Annotated in this window: 20 protein-coding genes and 2 pseudogenes; 4 read left to right on the forward strand and 18 right to left on the reverse strand. The window is 77.4% G+C overall.

Annotated features, from left to right (window positions below; genetic code table 11):
* The 3 genes and pseudogenes from AC3WUG_RS05805 to sigE form a co-directional block, all read right to left on the reverse strand.
* Nucleotides 1–194 (reverse strand): annotated as a pseudogene (locus AC3WUG_RS05805) (hypothetical protein); the annotation flags it as partial.
* A complete protein-coding gene (locus tag AC3WUG_RS05810; RefSeq protein WP_492326798.1) occupies nucleotides 191–1,324 on the reverse strand; it encodes a zf-HC2 domain-containing protein in 1,134 nt (377 codons plus the stop codon). The gene AC3WUG_RS05810 and the pseudogene AC3WUG_RS05805, both read right to left, overlap by 4 nt.
* The gene (gene sigE, locus AC3WUG_RS05815; RefSeq protein ID WP_492326799.1) at nucleotides 1,321–1,926 is read right to left on the reverse strand and encodes an RNA polymerase sigma factor SigE; all 606 of its coding nucleotides are present in this window, start codon (nucleotides 1,924–1,926) and stop codon (nucleotides 1,321–1,323) included. The genes AC3WUG_RS05810 and sigE overlap by 4 nt, the downstream gene beginning before the upstream one ends.
* Nucleotides 1,927–2,235: 309 nt before the next feature.
* Between sigE and AC3WUG_RS05820 the strand changes: the two genes are divergently transcribed.
* Entirely contained in the window at nucleotides 2,236–2,868 is a 633-nt protein-coding gene (locus tag AC3WUG_RS05820; protein WP_492326887.1) for an O-methyltransferase, read from the forward strand.
* 96 nt (nucleotides 2,869–2,964) lie between these two features.
* Here the strand turns inward: AC3WUG_RS05820 and AC3WUG_RS05825 are convergent, their stop codons facing one another.
* The 6 genes from AC3WUG_RS05825 to dapE form a co-directional block, all read right to left on the reverse strand.
* Nucleotides 2,965–4,578, reverse strand: a complete 1,614-nt coding sequence (locus AC3WUG_RS05825) for a leucyl aminopeptidase family protein (RefSeq protein WP_492326800.1) — start codon at nucleotides 4,576–4,578, stop codon at nucleotides 2,965–2,967.
* Between the two features lie 22 nt (nucleotides 4,579–4,600).
* On the reverse strand, nucleotides 4,601–4,768 hold the full coding sequence (locus tag AC3WUG_RS05830) for a DUF3117 domain-containing protein (protein ID WP_082812748.1): 168 nt from the start codon (nucleotides 4,766–4,768) through the stop codon (nucleotides 4,601–4,603).
* 217 nt (nucleotides 4,769–4,985) lie between these two features.
* Complete coding sequence (locus AC3WUG_RS05835; protein WP_492326801.1) at nucleotides 4,986–6,242, reverse strand: hypothetical protein; 1,257 nt, start codon at nucleotides 6,240–6,242, stop codon at nucleotides 4,986–4,988.
* Nucleotides 6,239–7,183, reverse strand: coding sequence for a dihydropteroate synthase (folP, locus tag AC3WUG_RS05840; RefSeq protein ID WP_492326802.1), 945 nt, complete (start codon nucleotides 7,181–7,183; stop codon nucleotides 6,239–6,241). The genes AC3WUG_RS05835 and folP overlap by 4 nt, the downstream gene beginning before the upstream one ends.
* Entirely contained in the window at nucleotides 7,173–8,024 is an 852-nt protein-coding gene (locus AC3WUG_RS05845) for an LOG family protein (protein ID WP_492326803.1), read from the reverse strand. The genes folP and AC3WUG_RS05845 overlap by 11 nt, the downstream gene beginning before the upstream one ends.
* Nucleotides 8,025–8,105: 81 nt before the next feature.
* Entirely contained in the window at nucleotides 8,106–9,209 is a 1,104-nt protein-coding gene (dapE, locus tag AC3WUG_RS05850) for a succinyl-diaminopimelate desuccinylase (protein ID WP_492326804.1), read from the reverse strand.
* Between the two features lie 59 nt (nucleotides 9,210–9,268).
* Between dapE and dapD the strand changes: the two genes are divergently transcribed.
* A complete protein-coding gene (dapD, locus tag AC3WUG_RS05855) occupies nucleotides 9,269–10,222 on the forward strand; it encodes a 2,3,4,5-tetrahydropyridine-2,6-dicarboxylate N-succinyltransferase (protein WP_492326805.1) in 954 nt (317 codons plus the stop codon).
* 4 nt (nucleotides 10,223–10,226) lie between these two features.
* On the forward strand, nucleotides 10,227–11,150 hold the full coding sequence (locus AC3WUG_RS05860) for a hypothetical protein (protein WP_492326806.1): 924 nt from the start codon (nucleotides 10,227–10,229) through the stop codon (nucleotides 11,148–11,150).
* A gap of 127 nt (nucleotides 11,151–11,277) precedes the next feature.
* Here the strand turns inward: AC3WUG_RS05860 and AC3WUG_RS05865 are convergent, their stop codons facing one another.
* The 5 genes from AC3WUG_RS05865 to fdxA form a co-directional block, all read right to left on the reverse strand.
* Nucleotides 11,278–12,255, reverse strand: coding sequence for a methyl-accepting chemotaxis protein (locus tag AC3WUG_RS05865; RefSeq protein WP_492326807.1), 978 nt, complete (start codon nucleotides 12,253–12,255; stop codon nucleotides 11,278–11,280).
* Nucleotides 12,252–12,794 (reverse strand): PAS domain-containing protein, encoded by a 543-nt coding sequence (locus AC3WUG_RS05870; protein ID WP_492326808.1) that lies wholly within the window; start codon nucleotides 12,792–12,794, stop codon nucleotides 12,252–12,254. The genes AC3WUG_RS05865 and AC3WUG_RS05870 overlap by 4 nt, the downstream gene beginning before the upstream one ends.
* A 163-nt stretch (nucleotides 12,795–12,957) precedes the next feature.
* Nucleotides 12,958–14,256: a citrate synthase gene (locus AC3WUG_RS05875; protein ID WP_492326809.1), complete on the reverse strand. Its 1,299-nt coding sequence runs from the start codon at nucleotides 14,254–14,256 to the stop codon at nucleotides 12,958–12,960.
* 250 nt (nucleotides 14,257–14,506) lie between these two features.
* The gene (gene dapC / locus AC3WUG_RS05880) at nucleotides 14,507–15,664 is read right to left on the reverse strand and encodes a succinyldiaminopimelate transaminase (protein WP_492326810.1); all 1,158 of its coding nucleotides are present in this window, start codon (nucleotides 15,662–15,664) and stop codon (nucleotides 14,507–14,509) included.
* 4 nt (nucleotides 15,665–15,668) lie between these two features.
* A complete protein-coding gene (fdxA, locus tag AC3WUG_RS05885) occupies nucleotides 15,669–15,995 on the reverse strand; it encodes a ferredoxin (protein ID WP_147795850.1) in 327 nt (108 codons plus the stop codon).
* Between the two features lie 127 nt (nucleotides 15,996–16,122).
* Between fdxA and AC3WUG_RS05890 the strand changes: the two genes are divergently transcribed.
* Nucleotides 16,123–16,416, forward strand: a complete 294-nt coding sequence (locus AC3WUG_RS05890) for a putative acetyltransferase (protein ID WP_492326811.1) — start codon at nucleotides 16,123–16,125, stop codon at nucleotides 16,414–16,416.
* Nucleotides 16,417–16,487: 71 nt separating this feature from the next.
* Here the strand turns inward: AC3WUG_RS05890 and AC3WUG_RS05895 are convergent, their stop codons facing one another.
* From AC3WUG_RS05895 to AC3WUG_RS05910, 4 genes and pseudogenes are all read right to left on the reverse strand, one after another.
* Nucleotides 16,488–18,275: a VanW family protein gene (locus tag AC3WUG_RS05895; protein ID WP_492326812.1), complete on the reverse strand. Its 1,788-nt coding sequence runs from the start codon at nucleotides 18,273–18,275 to the stop codon at nucleotides 16,488–16,490.
* Nucleotides 18,276–18,467: 192 nt separating this feature from the next.
* Nucleotides 18,468–19,001 (reverse strand): flavin reductase family protein, encoded by a 534-nt coding sequence (locus AC3WUG_RS05900; RefSeq protein WP_492326813.1) that lies wholly within the window; start codon nucleotides 18,999–19,001, stop codon nucleotides 18,468–18,470.
* The gene (locus AC3WUG_RS05905) at nucleotides 18,998–19,384 is read right to left on the reverse strand and encodes a hypothetical protein (protein ID WP_492326814.1); all 387 of its coding nucleotides are present in this window, start codon (nucleotides 19,382–19,384) and stop codon (nucleotides 18,998–19,000) included. The genes AC3WUG_RS05900 and AC3WUG_RS05905 overlap by 4 nt, the downstream gene beginning before the upstream one ends.
* A gap of 24 nt (nucleotides 19,385–19,408) precedes the next feature.
* Nucleotides 19,409–20,459 (reverse strand): annotated as a pseudogene (locus tag AC3WUG_RS05910) (PIG-L family deacetylase); the annotation flags it as partial.

The following is a 20,459-nucleotide window of genomic DNA, read 5'->3' on the forward strand; positions in this document are numbered from 1 at the left end:
GGCCACGGCTGCGCGGGCCCGGACGGGGCGCCCCAGGCGGGCGGCGGCGCCCAGCCCCGCGGGGCGGCCGGCGGCGGCGCGAACGGGTCCGCCGTCGCGGGCCGGTCGGCGGGCGCGGGCCGGTCCGCCGTCGCGGGCCGGTCGGCCGTCCCGTCCCCCGCCGCGTCCCCGGCGCGCTCGTCCGGTGCGGTCACGGCAGGTGCACCGCGGCGGCGAACGTGTCCCACCCGCGGGTCAGGCGGGCGCTCAGCCCCGCGTCGAACCGGCCCTCGGGGAACTGCGCGACCACGGCGGCGGCACCCGACCCGGTGCGCGACGACACGACCTCGACGACGGTGTCCCCCGACTGCCAGGCGGCGTGCCACGGCTCGGCGGACAGCAGGTAGACGGTGCGGCCCTCGACGTCGACCGGCTCGGCCGCGGTGAGCGCCGAGACGTCGAGCCGGCCGTGCTGCTCGGTGACCACGACGTCCCCGGTCGGCCCGGACAGGTCGACCTCGAGGGTGCTGCCGTCGTCGCGCAGGTGCACGGCGGTGACGGCCCAGCCGGCGGGGACCTGCTCGGGGCAGGTCCAGCCCTCGGCACGCATCCAGTCCAGGTAGTCCTGCGTCGAGGCGCCCGCGGCCGGGCCGGAGGCGGAGCCGCCCGTGCCGGACGTCCCGCCGGCGCCGCCCGCGACGACCGGGACCGCGGCGGTGCCCGCGTCGCCCAGCAGCTGCAGGGCCTCGGCGGACTCCGTCACCGGCGCGACGGTCGGGCGGTCGCCCAGGAGGAACAGGCCGACGGCGACGACGCCGAGGCCGGTGATCGAGCCGACCGCGGCGCGCAGGCCGCGCCGGGTCGCGGCGGCGGTGGCACCCGGGGCGCTGCCGACGACGGGCCGGTCGCCGAGCAGGCGCCGCGAGCCGAGCACGGAGCCGCCCAGGACCGAGCGCGAGCCCAGCACGCCCTCGCCGAACGGGCTGCGGCCCAGCAGGCCGCCGATGCCGGAGCCGGCGGAGGGGGCGGTGCCGGTGAACGCCGCCGTGCCGCGCACGGCCGACGGCGGGACGAACGGGTCCATCGGGCGCGCGGCGCCGAGACCGCCGGCGTCCGGGCCGGTGGGCACGGGTGCGCCGCCCAGCGCGAGCAGCCGCGCCGTCAGGTCGCCGGCGGGCCGGACGTCGTCGCAGTCGGAGAGCACCCGCCGGGCGGCCCGCGCCGCGGCGAGGTCGGCGGCGCACCGCGGGCACCCCGCGACGTGCGCGAGCGCCCGCTCGGCGGCGGCGGGGCCGAGCTGGCCGTCGACGAGGGCGCTGACCCGGTCGCCGAGGTGGCCGTTCACCGGGCACCCGCCGGGGCCGTCACCTCGGACGCGCGGCCGCCCGCGGGCTGCTCCGCGGCGGCGCGCACGGAGGCCGGCGCGCGGTGCTCGAGCGCGACGCGCAGCCGGGCGCGCGCCCGGTGGATGCGCGAGCGCACGGTGCCGAGCTTGATGCCCAGCGTCACCGCGATCTCCTCGTAGGACAGCCCCTCGATGTCGCAGAGCACGACGGCGGCGCGGTACTCCGGGGGCAGCTCGTCGAGGGCGCGCTGGATGTCGACGTCGAGGTTGTCGTGCTCGAAGGCGCGCTCGGGGCCGGCGTCGGTGGCCGGGTAGCGGTCGCCGTCCTCGCCCATCGCGTCCATGCGGATGCGCTGGCGCCGGCGGGCGCCGTCGAGGAACAGGTTGGTCGTGATCCGGTGCAGCCAGCCCTCGAACGTGCCGGGGGTGTACGTGGACAGCGACCGGAAGACGCGGACGAACACCTCCTGCGTGAGGTCCTCCGCGTCGTGCCGGTTGCCGGTGAGCCGGTAGGCGAGGCGGTAGACGCGCGCGGAGTGCTCCCGGACGATCGCCTCCCAGGTCGGGGGCTGCCAGTCCGGGTCGGGCAACGAGGTCGCCATCCACGTCCTTCTGCTCGGGGGCCGCGGGTGCGGCACGAGGTCCCAGGGACCCAGTGTCCCAGGACGCGGGGCCGGGTGCGAACCCGGTCCACCCCTGTCCCCGCACAACGCGCACACGTCCCGCCCGGTTCCCGCGCGAGCGGGTGACGTCCCGGGCCGCCGTCACCCACCCGCCGGCCGCCCGGGGCGCCGCGCCGCCGCGGGCGGCACCGCGCACTAGGCTGGCCAGCGCCCGCGCACGTCCGCGCACCGGCCGCCGCGCGACCCGCGCACGACTCCCCCGCACGACCCGGAGACCAGGAGGACACCATCGCCACCGACAAGGCCGCGAGCTGGGTCTACGCCGAGGGCTTCGTCCCCGAGGACGACACCCTGCTGCGCGCGCGGGACCGCGCCGGCGAGCTCGGCTGCACGCCGGTGCAGCCCGGCACCGGCGCCGCGCTCACCGTGCTCGCCGCGGCCTCGCGGGCGCGGGCGGTGGTCGAGGTCGGCACGGGCGCCGGCGTCAGCGGGCTGCGCCTGCTCCGCGGGATGCCGTCCGACGGCGTGCTCACCACCATCGACGTCGAGGTGGAGCACCAGCGCGCGGCCAAGCAGGCGTTCACCGAGGAGGGGGTCCGCGCGGCGCGCACCCGCACGATCTCGGGCCGGGCGCTCGACGTGCTGCCGCGGCTGACCGACGGCGCGTACGACCTCGTGTTCGTGGACGCCGACATCGAGAGCTACCCGGCCTACGTCGAGCGCGCCGTGCGGCTGCTGCGGCCCGGCGGGGTCCTGGCGGTCGACGACGCGCTGTGGCACGACCGGGTCGCCGACCCCGCGCGCCGGGACGAGGCGACGACGCTGGTGCGCGAGACCGGGCGGCTGGTCCGCGAGGACGACCGGCTCATGCCGGCGATGCTCCCGGTCGGCGACGGCCTGCTGGTGGCCGTCCGCCGCTGACGGCGCCACGGCACGAGCACCCGGCCCGCGCACGACGACGGCCGCCCACCCCGCGGGGTGGGCGGCCGTCGTGGTCCGGGGCCGGGACGTCCCGGGTCAGCGCAGCGCCGCGAGCCAGCGCAGCAGCAGCCGCGCGCCGAACCCGGTCGCGCCCTCGGTGACCTCGTGCTTGTCCGCCGTCGACCGCGCCGGTCCCGCGATGTCGAGGTGCGCCCAGGTCCGGTCGCCCACGAACTCGCGCAGGAACAGCGCCGCCGTGATCGAGCCGCCGCCGTACTTCGGGTCCTGCGGGACGTGCCGCAGGTCGGCGACGGTGGACCGCACCGCGTCGGCGTAGTCCTCGACCAGCGGCATCGGCCAGACCGGCTCGCCCGACTCGGCGCCGGCGGCCTCGAGCGCGGCGGTCAGCCGCGCGTCGGTCGCGTACAGGGCGCCGTGCTGCTTGCCGAGGCCGAGGCTCGCGGCGCCGGTGAGCGTCGCGACGTCCACGAGCACGTCCGGGTCGAGCGTCGCGTCGGCCCAGGCCAGCGCGTCGCCGAGCACCAGGCGGCCCTCGGCGTCGGTGTTCGCGATCTCGACCGTGCGCCCGCCCCACAGCCGCAGGACGTCGCCCGGCCGGTACGAGGCGGCCCCGACGTGGTTCTCCGCGAGCGGCAGCACGGCGGTGACCCGGTGCGGCAGCTCGGCGGCGGCCGCGCCGAGCACGGTCGCGAGCGCCACCGCGGCGCCGGCCATGTCGGTCTTCATCGGCACCATCGCCTCGCGCGGCTTGATGGACAGGCCGCCCGTGTCGTACGTGATGCCCTTGCCGACCACGACGACGTGCTGCGCGCGGCGCGCGGGGCCGCCCGCCGGCCCGGCCGGGTCGTAGGTGACGGTGACGAGCCGGGGGGTCGACGCCGAGCCGCGGCCGACGGCGAGGATGCCGCCGAAGCCCTGCGCCTCGAGCTCGCGCGGGCCGAGGACCTCGACCCGCAGGCCGGCCGCGCGGGCCAGCTCGGACGCGCGGTCGGCCACCCAGGCCGGGTCCTTGGTGCTCGACGGGGTGTTGGCGAGGTCGCGCACCAACCAGGTGGCCGTCGCGCCGCGCACCGCCTCGTCGAGCGCGGTCTGCACGCGGACGCCCTCGCGGCCGACGACCACGAGCTCCTCCGCGGGCGCCTCCTTCGGGGACGCGGGCGCGCCGATCCGCTGCACGCGGTAGGCGGCGAGGAGGTAGCCCTCGGCGAACGCTCGCACGGCCCGGGGGCCGTCGGCACCGGGCTCGGTGGCCACGGTGGTCAGCACCCGGCGCAGGCCCCGGGTGGCGCGGGCCAGCGCGGCCCCGGCACGCCGGAGCTCGTCCGGGGTGCCGTCGCCGACGCCGACCAGCACGAGCCGGCGCGGCAGGCCGGCCCACGGCAGGTCGCCCGTGGCGCTGCCGACGGGGCGCGGGAGCAGCAGCGTCCACGCCTCGCCGGCGGTGCCGGTCAGCCCGGCCCGCTCCGCGAGCTCGGCCAGGTCGATCCCGTACCGCGCCGCCGCGTCGGCGGTGCCGCGGCGCGGCTGGAGGTCGGTGTCGTCCGGCGCCGCCGGGGCGACCGGGACGGCCACCGCGTCGACGCCGGCCTCGAGCAGCAGCCCCGAGGTCGCCAGCGAGCCGGCCGCGAGGCCGATCGCCGGGACCGCGCGGCCGATGCGCACGGCGGGAGGGGTCAGGGAACGAGCCACGTCGGAAGGGGGTCCCGCGCGGTCAGGAGACGACGGAGGTCAGGGCCTCGCCCAGCTCCTGCGCCTCGGTCGCGTTGAGCTCGACGACGAGTCGGCCACCGCCCTCGAGCGGGACCCGCATGACGATGCCGCGGCCCTCCTTGGTCACCTCGAGCGGACCGTCACCAGTCCTCGGCTTCATCGCGGCCATGCGGGGCTCTCCTTCGCGTCGTCAGCTGGGCGTCCGGGCGCCCGGTCCCTCCGCGTCCGCGGGGGGCGGGACGGGCAGGAGCGGGCCTCCGGCTCCCGGATGTCCAGGCCTCAGTCTAGTTCACCGGGGCGACAAGGCGGGGCCGCCGACGCGCGGCGGGCGCGCCAACCCCCTCGTCAGGCCCCTGCGGCGGCTCCCGGACGCCGCCCGGGGGCCGTCACGGCGGCCAGCCGGCCGGGGGCACGAACCGCCAGATGTGCCAGACCCAGACGACCTGGAGGACGAGCATGAGCGCCGCGACCGCCCCGGTCCACGCCCACCGCGCCGCCCGCGGCCGGGTGACGAGCCCCGCCGTCGCGGCGCCGAGCGGGAACGCCAGCAGCAGGAACCGCGCCAGGCTGCTGCCCGGCTCGACCGCGGCCGCGAGGTAGAGCAGGTAGGCCGCGGACCAGGCGTGCAGCTCGCGTCCCAGCCGCCACGCCGACGGCGTGACCAGGCACGCGACCACGAACACCGCCGCGGCGAGCACCACGAGCGGCCACGCGGCGCCGAACCAGAACGCCGGCACGTAGGACCAGCCCGCGAACGGCGCGGTGGTCGCCGCACCGCGCCACGCCTCCTGCGTCTGCAGGTAGGCGTCGGGCACGCCGGTGACCCAGCCGCAGATCGCGAGCCACGCGAACCCCGACACCACCGCGGCGAGCCCGACCGCGCCGATCCCGAGCACGTCCCGGCCCCGCGGGCGCTCGCCGGAGGCACGCCACTGTCGCCAGCGCACCAGCGCGTGCACGGCGACGACCACCGCCATCGGCAGCGCGACCGCGCGGGTGAACCCGAGCGCGAGCACCGCGGCGCACGCCCAGCCGTACCGCCGGGTGACGATCGCGAGCAGCGACGCGGCGACCAGCAGCAGGGCGAGCGACTCCGTGTAGCCGACCTGCAGCACGACGGACGTGGGGAACACGCTGACCAGCAGCACCGTCGCGAGCGGCAGGCCGGGCCGCGCCGCCACGGCGCGGGGCGCCCCGCGGACGACCACGCGGTGCACGAGCAGCACGGCGCCCGCGCCGGCCAGGAGCGAGACGGTGGGCGCGACCACGGCCCACGAGCCGCCGGTGACGGTCATCAGCGCGCGCACCAGGAACGGGTAGAGCGGGAAGAACGCCCACGCGTTCTGCTGCACCACGCCGTCGGCCCCGACCGGCAGCTGCGCCGGGTAGCCGCCCTCCGCGATCGTCCGGTACCAGGTCGCGTCCCACATCAGGCCCGTGTACTCGGCGTACCCCGGGGACGCGCCGGTCCAGCCGCTGGCCACCTGCCGGGTGGCGACGACCAGCAGGACGACGGCCGAGAAGGCGCGGGCCGCCGCGTACACCGCGAGCGCCTGCGCCCACCACGGCCAGGTGCGGGGGTCGAGGGCGCGCCGCGCCGGGGCGGCGTCGGCGGCGGCGGTGCTCCCCGGCCCCGCCGTCACGCCAGGCCCCGCACGGCCCGCGCCGGGGGCGCGTCGCCGCGGAGGGCCGCCACCATGTCGACCGTCCGGCGGGTCGCCCGGACGTCGTGCGCCCGGAACACCCGGGCGCCGAGCCACGCCGCCAGCGACGTCGCCGCGAGCGTGCCCTCGAGCCGGTCCTCGGGCGGCAGGTCCAGCGTCTCCCCCACGAAGTCCTTGCGGGACAGCGCGACGAGCACCGGGTGCCCGAGCGCGGTGAGCGCGGCGGTGCGCCGGACCAGGTGCAGCGAGTGCCAGGTGCTCTTGCCGAAGTCGTGCGTCGGGTCGACCAGCACGCTCGCGGGGTGCACCCCGAGGTCGACCGCGCGACCCGCCGCGGCCCGGAGCGTCGCGAGCACGTCGAGCAGCACCCCGTCCCGGGGGTCGGTGCCGGCGGGAGCGCCGTCGGGCAGCGGGTAGGACACCCGCAGCGGGTCGGTGCGCGGCGGCAGCCCGCCGGTGTGCGAGCACACCACGCCCAGCCCGCGCTCGGCCGCGACCTCCACCAGCGCCGGGTCGTGCCCGGCCCAGGTGTCGTTGAGCAGGTCGGCACCGGCGTCCGCCGCGGCGCGCGCGACCTCGGCCCGCCAGGTGTCGACGCTGACCAACAGGTCGGGGTGCCGGCGGCGGACCCGCTCGACCAGCGGGACGACCCGGGCGATCTCCTCGGCGACGTCGACGGCCGGCCCGCGACCGGCGCGCACGCCCCCGAGGTCGACCAGGTCGGCGCCCTCCTCCTCGGCGCGGGCGACGGCGGCGTCGGCCCCCGCGTCGTCGTACCGGGCGGCGGCGTAGAACGAGTCGGGCGTGCGGTTCACCACCGCCATGACGACCGGGCGGCCGGGGCCGAACCAGCGGCCGCGCAGCAGCAGCGGCGCGCCCGGCGCCGGGACGCCCGCGGGCGCGGCGGGCTCAGCGCCCACCCGCGGCGTCCTCCGCCTCGTCCGCCACCTCCGCCTCGGCCTCCTCCTGCGCGCGCTCGGCCTCCGCTGCCGCCGCGCGCTCGGCGGCGCGCAGCTCGGCCCCGCGGTCGCGGACGATGCGCACCGCCTCCTGCGGGTCGTCGACCAGCCGGATCAGCTCCAGGTCGGCCTCGCGGATCATGCCGCGCTCCAGCACCGGGCCGCGCAGCCAGTCGAGCAGCCCCTGCCAGTAGTCGGTGCCGACCAGGACGATCGGGAACTCCGTGACCTTGTGCGTCTGCACCAGGGTCAGCGCCTCGAACAGCTCGTCGAAGGTGCCGAAGCCGCCGGGCAGCACGATGAAGCCCTCGGCGTACTTCACGAACATCGTCTTGCGCGCGAAGAAGTACCGGAAGTTGACCCCGAGGTCGACCCACGGGTTCATGCCCTGCTCGAACGGCAGCTCGATGCCCAGCCCGACCGACAGCCCGCCGGCCTGGGACGCGCCCTTGTTCGCCGCCGACATGATGCCCGGGCCGCCGCCCGTGATCACCGCGTAGCCGGCCTCGGCCAGCAGCCGGCCGACCTCCTCGCCGAGCGCGAAGTCCGGGTGCTCGGGCAGCGTCCGGGCGGAGCCGAACACGCTGACCGCGGGGCCGAGCTCCGCGAGCGCCCCGAAGCCCTCGACGAACTCGCTCTGGATCCGCATGACCCGCCACGGGTCGCCGTGCAGCCAGTCGGCGCCGTCGCCGCCGGACAGCAGGCGCTGGTCGGACGTGGTGGTGGGGATCTGCCCGCGCCGCAGCAGCACGGGGCCCTTGCGGTACCCCGAACCCGGGACGGGAACGCCGTCGTCGCTCATGGCCCCGACTCTACGGTCCGCGGCGGTGCACGCACCGGCGCCCCCGGCGGCGCCCGGGTGAACCCCGCGTGACGGGTCGGGTCAGGCCGTCAGCCAGGCCCGGAGCGCGTCGTGGCACAGCTCGAGCTGCGCGACCGGCAGCCGCTCGTCGTCCTTGTGCGCCAGCAGCGGGTCGCCCGGGCCGAAGTTCACCGCGGGCACGCCGAGCGCGGAGAACCGCGCGACGTCCGTCCAGCCGTACTTGGGGGCGGGCGCGCCGCCGGTGACGCCCAGCACCGCGGCGGCGAACTCGGCCGCGGCGGGGTCGTCCAGCCCGGGGCGGGCGCCGGCGGCGGAGTCCGTGACGACGACCTCGAAGCCGTCGAACAGGTCGCGCAGGTGCGCCTCCGCCTCCGCGACGGAGCGGGACGGGGCGAACCGGTAGTTCACCGTGACGACGCAGCGGTCCGGGACGACGTTGGTCGCGACGCCGCCGCTGATCAGCACGGCGTTCAGCCCCTCGCGGTACACCAGCCCGTCGACCTCGACGGCGGCGGGCTCGTAGGCCGCGAGCGCCGCCAGCACCGGGGCCGCCCCGTGGATCGCGTTGACGCCGGTCCAGGCCCGCGCCGAGTGCGCCGCGACGCCCGGCACCCGGACCTCGGCGCGCAGGGTGCCGTTGCAGCCGCCCTCCAGACCCGCGTCGGTCGGCTCGCACAGCACGGCGAAGTCGGCCGCCAGCCAGTCCGGGTGCTCCCGCGCGATGCGGCCCAGGCCGTTCAGCGAGGCCTCGACCTCCTCGTGATCGTAGAACACCCAGGTGACGTCGCGGGTCGGCTCGGTCAGGGCGGCGGCGAGCGCGAGCTGCACCGCGACGCCGCCCTTCATGTCCACCGTGCCGCGGCCCCAGAGCACGGCGTCGGCGCCCGCGCCCTCGAGCCGGGTCGGCAGGTTCGCGGGGTCCGTGGTGACCGGCACGGTGTCGATGTGCCCGGCGACCACGACCCGGGACGGCCGGCCGAGGTGCGTGCGCGCGACCACGGCGTCGCCGTCGCGGAGCACCTCGAGGTGCGGGTACCCGCGCAGCGCCGCCTCGACCGCGTCGGCCAGCGCCGCCTCGTCGCCGCTCACGGAGGCGATGTCGCAGATCGCCGCGGTGAGCGTCGTGAGGTCGGCGGTCAGGTCCAGCGGGGTGGTCGTCGTCACGCCCGCGACCCTACCCGCGGACGACCGCCCCCTCGCCGACGGCCCCTAGGCTGGACGCCATGACCGACCGCACCGCCTGGGCATGGGGCCTGGCCACCGTCACCGACTCCGCGACCGTGCTGGACGCGTGGTACCCGCAGCCCGCCCTGGGCGACGTGCCCGCCGCCGCCGAGTGCCCCGAGGAGCTCGCGGCGCTGGTCGCGGTCGACGCGGCCCGCGGGGTCCGCACCGAGACCGTGCTGACCGTCGTGGACCTCGACGCCGAGCCGGTCGACACCGCCGACGCGTACCTGCGGCTGCACCTGCTCTCCCACCGGCTCGCGGCGCCGAACACGCTCAACCTGGACGGCGTCTTCGCCGTGCTCCCCAACGTCGTGTGGACGGACCACGGCCCGTGCGCGGTCGACGGCTTCGAGCTCACCCGCGCCCGGCTGCGCGCGGCCACGGGCCGCCCGGTCACGGTGTTCGGGGTCGACAAGTTCCCGCGCATGGTCGACTACGTGCTCCCCGAGGGCGTGCGGATCGCGGACGCCGACCGGGTCCGGCTCGGCGCGCACCTCGCGTCCGGCACCACGGTCATGCACGAGGGCTTCGTGAACTTCAACGCGGGCACGCTCGGCACCTCGATGGTCGAGGGCCGCATCTCGCAGGGCGTCGTCGTCGGCGAGGGCAGCGACATCGGCGGCGGCGCGTCCATCATGGGCACGCTGTCGGGCGGCGGCCGCGAGCGGGTGTCGATCGGCGAGCGGTCGCTGCTGGGCGCGAACGCCGGCCTCGGCGTCTCGCTCGGCGACGACTGCGTCGTCGAGGCGGGCCTGTACCTGACCGCCGGCACCAAGGTGACCCTGGTCGGCCGGGCCGACGAGGACGGCACCCCGCGCGTCGTCAAGGCCCGCGAGCTCTCCGGCTCCGACGGCGTGCTGTTCCGGCGCAACTCGCTCACCGGCGGGGTCGAGGCGGTCGCGCGCACCGGCACGGGCATCACGCTCAACGCCGCGCTGCACGCGAACTGACGCCGTGTCCCGCCGCCGCAGCAGCACCGCCTCGCGGCTGGGCTGCGCGGCGCTGGCCGCGGTCGCGCTGCTGGCGGGGGCGGTCGGGGCGGTCGTGTGGGCGCTCGGCGGCACGTCGCCCGCGCCCGCGTCCCGGCGGTGCACCGCGACCGTCGACGGCACGGCGTGGGGGCTGTCCGCGGACCAGGCCGACAACGCCGCCCTGATCGCCGCCACCGCCGCGCAGCGCGGCCTGCCCGCGCGCGCCGCCACCATCGGGCTCGCGACCGCGCTGCAGGAGTCGCGGCTGATCAACATCGACTACGGCGACCGGGACTCGATCGGGCTGTTCCAGCAGCGCCCCTCGCAGGGCTGGGGCACCGTGGAGCAGATCATGGACCCGGTGTACTCGACCGGGAAGTTCTACGACGGGCTGGTCGCCGTGCCCGGGTACACCGAGCTGCCCGTGACCGAGGCGGCCCAGGCCGTGCAGCGCTCCGGGTTCCCGGGCGCCTACGCGCAGCACGAGGGCCGGTCCCGCGCCTGGGCCTCCGCGCTGACCGGCTGGACGCCCGCGGCGCTCGACTGCGACCTCGACCCCGCGGCCGGGCCGGGCAGCGTCGACGCCGTGGCGGCGCGGGTGCAGCGCGACTTCGGCGGTGCGGTGTCCGCGGCCGTCGACGGCGCGGCCGACGGGTCGGCGGGGCCGGTCGTGCTGCTCGACGTCGCCGGCCTGACCGCGGCGACCGGCGGCGACCCGGCGCGCGCCTCCTGGGCCGTCGCGCAGTGGGCGGTCGCGGTCGCGGAGGGCCTGGGCGTCGACGCGGTCGAGGTCGGCGACGACCGGTGGGACCGCGGCGGCGAGGGCTGGACCGCGGGCGGCGCGACGGCCGACGCGGGCGCGGTCCCGGAGGGCACGGTCGCCGTGACCCTGGCCCCGGCCCCCTGACCCTCGGCCCCCTCCCCTTTCGCTCCCCTCTCGCCGAGATAGGACCTGCCCGCCGAGATAGGACCCTGGACGGTCCTATCTCCTCGCGGAGGTCCTATCTCGGCGGGCGGGCGTGGGACGCGCCAGGTCAGCGCAAGGACGCGAAGGCCGTGATCTCCTCCCGGAGGTGTTCCGCGAGCTCGGCCAGGCCCTCCGCCTCGGCGCCCGCATCCGAGCCACCGCCCGCCGCCGCCGCGACGGCCTCGACCTGGCTCGACATGCCCGCCACGATGTCGTCGATCCGGCCGATCGCGCGCCCCGCCTGCTCGGCCACCGCCTGCGCCTCGGCCACCTGCTGCGCGATGTCGTCCGACCGCCCCGCGGAGTCGTCGGCGAGCGACCGGACCTCCTGGGCCACGACCGCGAACCCGCGCCCGGCCTCCCCCGCCCGCGCGGCCTCGATGGTCGCGTTGAGCGCGAGCAGCCGGGTCCGGCTGGCGATGGCCTTGACCAGCCCGGCGGCCTCGTCGATCTGCCCGGAGGTCTCGGCGAGCTCGCGGACCGTGGCGCGGGAGTCGCGCGCCGCCGCCGTGGCCTGCTCGGCCGCCGCCGCCAGCGCCGCGGCGGAGGTCGCGAGCCGCTGCGCGCTCCCCGCGACCCGCTCCGCCACCGCGACCATCCGCTCGGCCAGGTCCGCCCGCTCCGCCCGGTCCCGGGCGGTGCGGGTCGCGGCGCCCTCCAGCGCGGCGCGCGCCCCGTCGATCCGCGCGGCGCCCTCCCGGAACGCGCCCGGCATGCCGCGGCGCAGGAACCGGCGGTGGAACCGGCCCTCGCCCGCCGCGGTCAGGGACGCCTGGGACTCGCGGACGTAGGCGTCGACCAGGTCCGCGAGCCGGTTGAGGGACGCCCGGGCGCGCCGGACGTCGGGGTCGTCCCCGAGCGCGGGCAGCCGCCCCTCGAGGTTGCCCGCCGCGATGCGCTCGCAGAACGCCGCGATCGCCGCCAGCGCGGCCGCGGCGCCGTCGTCGGGGGCCGCGGACGGCCCGGCGGTCCGGGGCGACCGGTGCGACCGGGACCACCGGAGGCCGCGGGCACCCGGGACCCCGGGCGGCGTCGCCGCGGTCACGCGGCACCCCCGTCGGCGTCGTCCCGGCCGGCCAGCGACCACACCCACTCGTCGTACGTCACCCCGGCGTCGGCCAGGGCGGCGTCGAGCGCGGCCGCACCCGCGGCGAGCGCGGCGGGCGTCCCCGGCTCGGCGTCCTCCGCGGCCCGGACGCGGGCGTACAGGTCGCCGACGGTGCGCCGCGTGGCCGGCGGCACCCACCGGCGGTTGGAGTGGTATCCGACCACCCGGCCACAGGGTCCCCGCGAGGCGGTGACGTGCGCCAGCACCCAGTAGTGCCCGCCGTCCGCCGCGAGGTTGAGCACGTACGCGAACAGCTCCCGGCCCGTGGGGATGACGTCCCACATGAGCCGGAACACCGCGCGCGGCATCGCCGGGTGCCGGATCAGGTTGTGCGGCGCGCCGACGATCTCGTCCTCGGCGTACCCGCTCACGCGCACGAACACGTCGTTCGCGTAGGTCACGACCCCTTTCGGGTCGGTCTTGGAGACGATGATCTCCTCGGGCCCGAAGGCCCGCTCGACGCCGGTCGGCCGCACCCCGCGTCGCCCCCGCACGGGTCCTGACCGCCGGCCGCTGCCGCGATGGTGCGCGGCCTCAGTGGGCGACATGCCTCCCGGGATCGGTCCGGCTCGTCGGGTTCTGACCGGTTCGTCCGGCCCGATCCGGGGGAAGCGCTCGCCCGCGCGGGCGGTGCCCCCGTCAGCGCTCCTCGACCGGGACGAAGGTCCGCTCCGGGGAGCCCGAGTACACCTGGCGCGGCCGGCCGATCTTGGTCTGCGGGTCGGTCATCATCTCCCGCCACTGCGCGATCCAGCCGGGCATCCGGCCGAGCGCGAACAGCGGCGTGAACATCCGCTCGTCGAAGCCCATCGCCTTGTAGATCAGGCCGGTGTAGAAGTCGACGTTCGGGTAGAGCTTGCGCGAGATGAAGTACTCGTCGGACAGCGCGATCTCCTCGAGGGTCCGCGCGATGTCCAGCAGCTCGTTGTCCTTGCCGAGCGCCGCGAGCACCGCGTCGGCGCTCTCCTTCACGATGGCGGCGCGCGGGTCGTAGTTCTTGTAGACCCGGTGCCCGAAGCCCATGAGCCGGACGCCCTGCTCCTTGTTCTTGACCCGGCGCATGAACTCGGTGGCGTCGCCGCCGTTCGCCTGGATCTCGGCGAGCATCCGGAGCACGGCCTCGTTGGCGCCGCCGTGCAACGGGCCCGACAGCGCGTTGATGCCCGCGGCGACCGACGCGTACAGGTTGGCGTGGCTGGACCCAACGATGCGGACCGTCGACGTCGAGCAGTTCTGCTCGTGGTCGGCGTGCAGGATCAGCAGCTTGTCGAGCGCGCGCACCACCGTCGGGTCGACGTCGTACTGCTGGTACGGGACCGCGAACGTCATCCGCAGGAAGTCCTCGATGTACCCGCGCGAGTAGTCCGGGTACAGCAGCGGCTCGCCGCGGGAGGTGCGGTGCAGGTACGAGGTGATCGTCCGGGTCTTCGCGAGGATGAGCACGGTCGCGAGCTCGACCGTCGCCGGGTCGAACGGGTCGAGCGACTCCGGGTAGAACGTCGGCAGCGCGTTGATCGCCGACGACATCACCGCCATCGGGTGCGCGCCGGACGGGAACGTGCCCATGAACGTCCGGAAGTTCTCGTGGACGAACGTGTGCCGGTTGATCCGCTCGACGAACGCCTCGAGCTGGTCCGTGGTCGGCAGCTCGCCGTTGATGAGCAGGTACGCGACCTCGAGGAACGAGGACCGCTCGGCGAGCTGGTCGATCGGGTACCCGCGGTAGCGCAGGATGCCCGCGTCGCCGTCGATGTAGGTGATCTGCGACTCGCAGGACGCGGTGTTCATGAAGCCGGGGTCGACGGTGACCAGGCCGGTCTCGCGCAGCAGCGACGACACGACGACGCCGTCGTTGCCCTCGGTCGCGCGCACCACCGGCAGGTCGTGCGGGGTGCCGTCGACGACCAGCTGGACAGGCTCGGTGGTGACGTCGGACATGGCGCTCCTCCTCGGGCGGTGTGCGGGGCTTCGGACCTCGGTCCGGTCCGCGAGGTCGTGCAGGTCAGGTCGCCGGCGGCCGCTGCGGTGCGGGCGCGCGCCACGGGGGTGGCTCGGCCTGCGTCGAGGCTACGTGCCGTCCGCGGGCGGAACCATCCCGGGAGCGGCGCGAGGCGCTGTGACGAGGGTCACACGGTCGGTCGCAGGTCGCGCACCGCCGGCGCGGGGCCCCGCGCCGGGTCCCGCGACGTCAGCGCGCGCCGACCGCCGCCAGCCGCTCGACCGCCGCCGCGATCCGCTCGTCCGTCCCCGTCAGCGCCACCCGCACGTGCCGCGGGGCGCCGTAGAACGAGCCGGGCGCGACCAGGATCCCGCGCTCCGCCAGCCGGCCGACGGTGGCCCAGCAGTCGTCGTCGCCCGCGGCCGGCCGCGCCCACAGGTACAGGCCCGCGGCGGACCGGTCGACGACGAGGCCCGCGGCCACGAGGGCGCCGAGCAGCGCCGATCGCCGGGCGCGGTACCGCTCGCGCTGCTCGGCCACGTGGGCGTCGTCGCCCAGCGCGACGACCATCGCCGCCTGCACCGGGGCCGGCACGATCATGCCGACGTGCTTGCGGGTGGCGAGCAGGTCGGCCACCAGCGCCGGGTCACCCGCGGCGAACGCCGCGCGGTAGCCCGCCAGGTTCGACTGCTTGGACAGCGAGTACAGCGCCAGCAGCCCGGACACGTCGCCGCCGGTCACGCGCGGGTCCAGGACGCTCGGCACGCCCGCGGTGGCCCACGGCTCGTCCCAGGCCAGCTCGGCGTAGCACTCGTCGGAGGCCACGACGACGGGCCGGCCGGTGCGCGCGGCCGCGGCGCGGGCGGCCTCGACCACCGCGCGCAGCTCCTCGACGCCCAGCACCCGGCCGTCCGGGTTGCCCGGCGAGTTCAGCCAGACCAGGCGCACCCGGTCGCCGTCCGGCCCGGCGAGCAGCGCCGCCGGGTCATCGGTCGCGACCGGCTCCGCGCCGGCCAGGCGGGCCCCCACGTCGTAGGTCGGGTAGGCCGCGGCGGGGTGCGCGACCAGGTCGCCCGCGCCCAGGCGCAGCAGCGCGGGCAGCAGCGCGACGAGCTCCTTGGAGCCGACGGTCGGCAGCACGCCCGCCGGGTCGAGGCCGGGGACGCCGCGGCGCCGCGCGTACCAGGCGACGACGGCGTCGCGCAGCGCGGGGGTGCCCCAGGTCTGCGGGTAGCCGGGCGCGTCGGCGGCGTCGGCCAGCGCCCGGCGCACCACCTCGGGCGTCGGGTCGACCGGGGTCCCCACGGACAGGTCGACGATGCCGTCCGGGTGCGCGCGCGCCCGGTCGCCGTACGCCGTCAGGGTGTCCCAGGGGAAGTCCGGCAGCGCGCCGGTGTGCAGGCCCACGCGCCTACTCGCCGTGCACCTGGAGCGGCAGCGTCGCGATCACGGGGTGGTCCTTCTCGATCACGCCCATCTTGGCCGCGCCGCCGGGCGAGCCCAGGTCGTCGAAGAACTCGACGTTGGCCTTGTAGTACTCGCTCCACTGCTCGGGGACGTCGTCCTCGTAGTAGATGGCCTCGACGGGGCAGACCGGCTCGCAGGCGCCGCAGTCCACGCACTCGTCGGGGTGGATGTACAGCGAGCGCTTGCCCTCGTAGATGCAGTCGACCGGGCACTCCTCGATGCACGCCTTGTCCTTGACGTCCACGCAGGGCTGGGCGATCACATACGTCATCGGTGTCCTCCACACGCCCCGGCCTCGGCGGTCGGGCGCGGTCCGGGTCGTCTCGGGCTGGCTGCTCCTAGTATCGCTCACCTGCGCACGACCGGCGCAGCAGGGCACGACGAGACGGGGACCACACGTGACCAGCGACGACGCGGGACCCGGCGCGAGCCCCGGCGCGGACCCCGGGGTGGGCGCCCCGGCCGACGCCCCCTGGCGCGCGTGGCGGGCCGGCCAGCGGGTCGTCGTCCGGCGCCGGCTGCCCGCCGGCGAGCCGCAGCCCTACACCGACGTGCTCGGCGACCTGGTGGCGGTGGACGGCGACGGCGTCACGGTCCGGACGCGCCGCGCCGGGGACGTCCGGGTGCCCGGCGCCGAGATCGCGCTGGGCAAGGTCGTGCCGCCCGCCCCGGAGCGGCGCCCGCGGCGCTGACCGGCCCGGCGCACCCCGGGCGGTGCGACCCGCCCCGCGGGGCGGTGCGACCTGCCCCGCGCGCGGTGCGGTCAGCCCGCGGGTGCCGCCGTGGCCGGGTCCGGCCCGCACACCACCTTGTTCTGCGCCTTGTACGTCCACGTCGAGGGCTCGACCGCGACGACCTCGCCGTTGAGCTTGATCGTCCGTGTGTTGGTGATCCGGAAACCCGGGTTGCCCGCGGACTGCGGCGAGCACGTCGCCGACTGCGAGTACACGGTGGTCGGCTGGACGACGTTCGTCTTCGGGCCCGCCTCGGAGGTCACCTCGAAGTACGGGGTGCTCCAGATCCGGACCCACGTCTTGCCGTCCGCGACGTACGCCTGGACCAGCGCGCCGTACGGGGTGGTGTTCTTCCACCGCATGTCCAGCGTGCCGGTGAACAGCGTCGCCTCGCGGCCGGCCGGGTAGCGGGTGAACCACTCCGAGTGCGGCTTGTGCTCGACGTCCTCCATGCCGGCGAAGTACGCCGCGTTGTACGTGGTCGTCGACAGCTGGGAGAGCCCGCCGCCCCACGCGTCCGTGTGCTCGCCGCTGACGATCGCGCCGGCGGTGGTGAACCCGTGCGCCGCGTCGATCGGGCCGAGCGCGTCGGTGAGGCTGAACGTCTCCCCCGGGCGGACCAGCGTGCCGGAGATCGCGGCCGCGCCGGCGGCGATGTTCTGCGTGCGCCGGGGCTCGGAGGTCAGCGGGGTCGAGAACTCGGAGACGACCGTCGTCACGCCGAGGGCCTGCAGCGCCTCGGTGGTCTGCGCGGGGTCGGACTCGACGAGCTCGACCGGCGCGTTCCGCTGGTCGGCCTGGGTCGCCGCCGCCACGGCCGTCGCGAGCGCCGCGGGGTCCAGCGTGGTGCCGGGGGTGCCCGGCACGATCACCGGGGCGCCGTCCTGGAACTCGAACCGCGCGTCGGAGGCGGTGGTCAGCAGGTCCGTGGAGCGGGCGAGCACGGCCTCGGCGAGCGCGGGGCCGTCCATCTGCAGCACGAGCTCGTCGTCCTGCGGCACCATCGACGCCGTCGCCGCCAGCACGTCCACCGGCAGCTCGACGGTCTGCCCCGCGACCTGGACCGCGACGGGGGCCGCCACGACGCGCGACGCCACCTCCTGCAGGGCCTCGTCGGTCGCCTCCTGGGTGATGGCGGGGGCGACGACCTCGGTGGCGAGCTCCAGCGGCCGGGCGGCGGTCAGCCACGTGTCGACCAGCGTCGTGCGCATGGCGTCCTCGTCCAGCGCCCAGCCGTCCTCGGCGGCGACGGCGTGCGCCTCGCCGTCCGCGAACGCGATCGAGCCGTCCACGGGCGCGAGCGTCAGCGACCCGGACAGCTGCTCGACCGCGGCGTCCAGCGCCGCGTCGTCGACGACCGTCACCGGCGCCTCGGCCCCGCCGCCGACGACGTGCCGCCACAGCCGCTGGGGGCGCAGGTCCGCGCCCGTGAGCCGGTCCACGGTCGCGGCGGCGTCGAACGTCAGGCCCGCGGTGGCCGGGTCGACCGTGCCGGACATGTCCTGCGCGCTCACCGGCACCGGCTGGGTCGCGAGGTCGCCGAGCTCGTCGGTCAGGGTCTGCTCGGCCCGCGCCGCGGTCATGCCGCCGATCTCGACGCCCGCGACGGTGGTGCCCCGCGGGACGCGGTCGGCCAGGGCGAAGGACGCGCCGACGTAGGCGCCCGCGAGCACCACGACGATCCCGCCGACGACCAGCGTCGGGCGCAGCCAGCGCCGCGGGCGCTCGGGCTCGAACTCGTCGAGCGGGGACCACGACTCCGCGGGTCCGTCGCCGTCCACGACGGGCTCGGTGCCCTCCGCGCTGCCCTTCGCCATCCAGCTCCCCCTCGCGAGTGTGCGGCGCTGCCGAATCAGGGCGCCGCGACCGCCGATTCTACGGCCGCCACCCGTGCCCGACCCGTGACGTGGGCCCGGTTTGGCCGGGTTCCCAGGTCACGACTTCGCAACGGTGCCCGGCCGGCCGGGACACGGCGCCGCACCGGCGGACGCCGGCACGCCGGCCGCGGGTCAGCGCAGCCCGCGCACCCGGCGGCGCAGGTGCACCAACGAGCCCGCCGCGGGATCGCCCTCGCGCGACTCGAGCACGTCCGCCAGCACCACGTCGTGGTCCCCCGCCGGCACGATCTGCGCCGTCCGGCACTCGAACCACGCCGCCGCGCCCTGCACCCACGCGGCGCCCGACCGCGGCGCCGGGACGTGCGGCACGCGCGCCAGCTGGCCGACGGCGGGGCGGCCCGGGGAGGCGAGCCAGTCGGCGACCGGCGCCTGGTCGTCGGCGAGCACGCTCACCGCCCACGTGTCGACCTCGTCCAGCGCGTCGCGCAGCCGCGCGTCCTGGTGCACGCAGAGCAGCAGCATCGGCGGCTCGAGCGAGACCGAGGTCAGCGCCGAGGCCGTCATCGCGTGGTCGGTGCCCTTCCACCGCACGGACACCACGACCACCCCCGCGGGGAGCCGCCCCATCGCGGACCGGAAGGCGTCCGTGGCCGCGGCGCCGGTGGCCCCCGACCCGTCGCCGTAGAGCGGGTCGACCTCGGTCACGGCGTGCTCGGCCCGCGGCGCAGCGGCACGTCGGCGAACCAGCGGCGCGGCGCCAGGGCCACGGCGAGCGCGACGACCAGCGCCCCGAGCGCCCACGTCCAGCCGAGCACGGCGTCCCCGCCCGGCACCAGCACGTCGCCGCCCGGCCCGAACCCGGACAGCACCTGGACGCTGCCGAACAGCCCGACCAGCAGCCCGACGGACGCGACCCAGCCGCCCCAGGCGCGCGCCGTCACCGAGGCGGCCAGCACGAGCAGCAGGCAGACGACGACGCCCCAGGGCCGCACCGACCGGTGCATGACGGTGCCGACGGCGCCCACGAGCACGCCGAGCAGCAGGGCGCCGAGGGCGCGGAGGACCATCCGGGTCGTCAGGGGCTGCACACGCGCCAGGCTACCCCGCGCCGCTCAGGGCAGCGGGAGCGGAGCGGCCGGGTCGCGGCCCGGGGCCCAGGCGTAGGACTCCCGCGGCAGGACCGGGGCGAGCACGAGGTTCGACAGGGCGTAGCAGGCCACGGCGTCCGGGTGGTCGAGCGGCGCGACCGCCTGGACCTGGGTGGCGTGCGCGCGCAGCGCCGCGAGCAGGCGGTCCCGGACGGGCAGCACCTCCACGACCAGGTCCGCGGGCGTGTCGGTCGCGACCGACGGCAGCGGGCCCGCCGGGTCGGGCAGCACGAGCGGGGCCTCGCGGGTCGACCGGCGGTCGTCCGCGGCGGCGGCCAGCACGGCCCGGGCGGTCGGGTCGGCGGCGAGGGCGGCGTACCCCGCGCGCAGGGCGGCCGCGGGGGCCACGGCCCACGCGACGGCGGGCGCCCAGCCGTCGGCGCCCGCGGCCATCTCGACCGCGCGCATCGTGATCGCGTGCGCGCGCACGTGGTCCGGGTGCCCGTACCCGCCGCCCGGCTCGTACGTCACGACCAGGTCCGGCCGCCGCTCCCGCAGCAGCCCGGCCAGCCGCCCGGCCGCGACGTCGAGCGGCACGGCGACGAGCGCCCGCGCAGGCACCTCCCCCGCGGCCCCGGCGCGCCCGGTCCCGACCCAGGCCATCCCGGAGTCCTCGTACCGCGCACCCGGCCCGCCCTGCCCCGCACCCGGATCGCCCGCCGAGCATGCAGAAGATGTCGCTTCGCGAGCCGCGAAGGCAACATCTTCTGCAACCTCGGCGGGGTCGGCCAGGTCCGCCGGGAGCGGGAGGGCGTCGAGGAAGTGCTGGGTCGCGCCCAGCGCGGACACCGCGGCCGCGAGCTCCCGCTCGCGGTGCGCCGCCAGCGCCTCGCCGTCGCCCTCGAGGGCGGCGAGCGGCGCGCCGATCACCTCGCCGCGCTCGCCGCGGGTGCAGGTGACGACGGTGGCCGGCAGCCCGGCCGCGGCCCAGGTCGCGAGCAGCGCGCCGGTCGACAGCGTCTCGTCGTCCGGGTGCGCGTGCACCGCGAGCACGCCACCCGTGCGGGTCGGCGTG

The sequence above is a fragment of the Cellulomonas sp. EB106-03-03-XG116 genome, assembly GCF_058792015.1.

Excerpts from the sequence above, each read along its gene's own strand:
- sigE (WP_492326799.1), bottom strand. The coding sequence starts at position 1,926 with ATGGCGACCTCGTTGCCCGACCCGGACTGGCAGCCCCCGACCTGGGAG.
- AC3WUG_RS05830 (WP_082812748.1), bottom strand. The coding sequence starts at position 4,768 with ATGGCCGCGATGAAGCCGAGGACTGGTGACGGTCCGCTCGAGGTGACC.
- AC3WUG_RS05845 (WP_492326803.1), bottom strand. The coding sequence starts at position 8,024 with ATGAGCGACGACGGCGTTCCCGTCCCGGGTTCGGGGTACCGCAAGGGC.
- dapD (WP_492326805.1), top strand. The coding sequence starts at position 9,269 with ATGACCGACCGCACCGCCTGGGCATGGGGCCTGGCCACCGTCACCGAC.
- AC3WUG_RS05875 (WP_492326809.1), bottom strand. The coding sequence starts at position 14,256 with ATGTCCGACGTCACCACCGAGCCTGTCCAGCTGGTCGTCGACGGCACC.
- fdxA (WP_147795850.1), bottom strand. The coding sequence starts at position 15,995 with ATGACGTATGTGATCGCCCAGCCCTGCGTGGACGTCAAGGACAAGGCG.
- AC3WUG_RS05895 (WP_492326812.1), bottom strand. The coding sequence starts at position 18,275 with ATGGCGAAGGGCAGCGCGGAGGGCACCGAGCCCGTCGTGGACGGCGAC.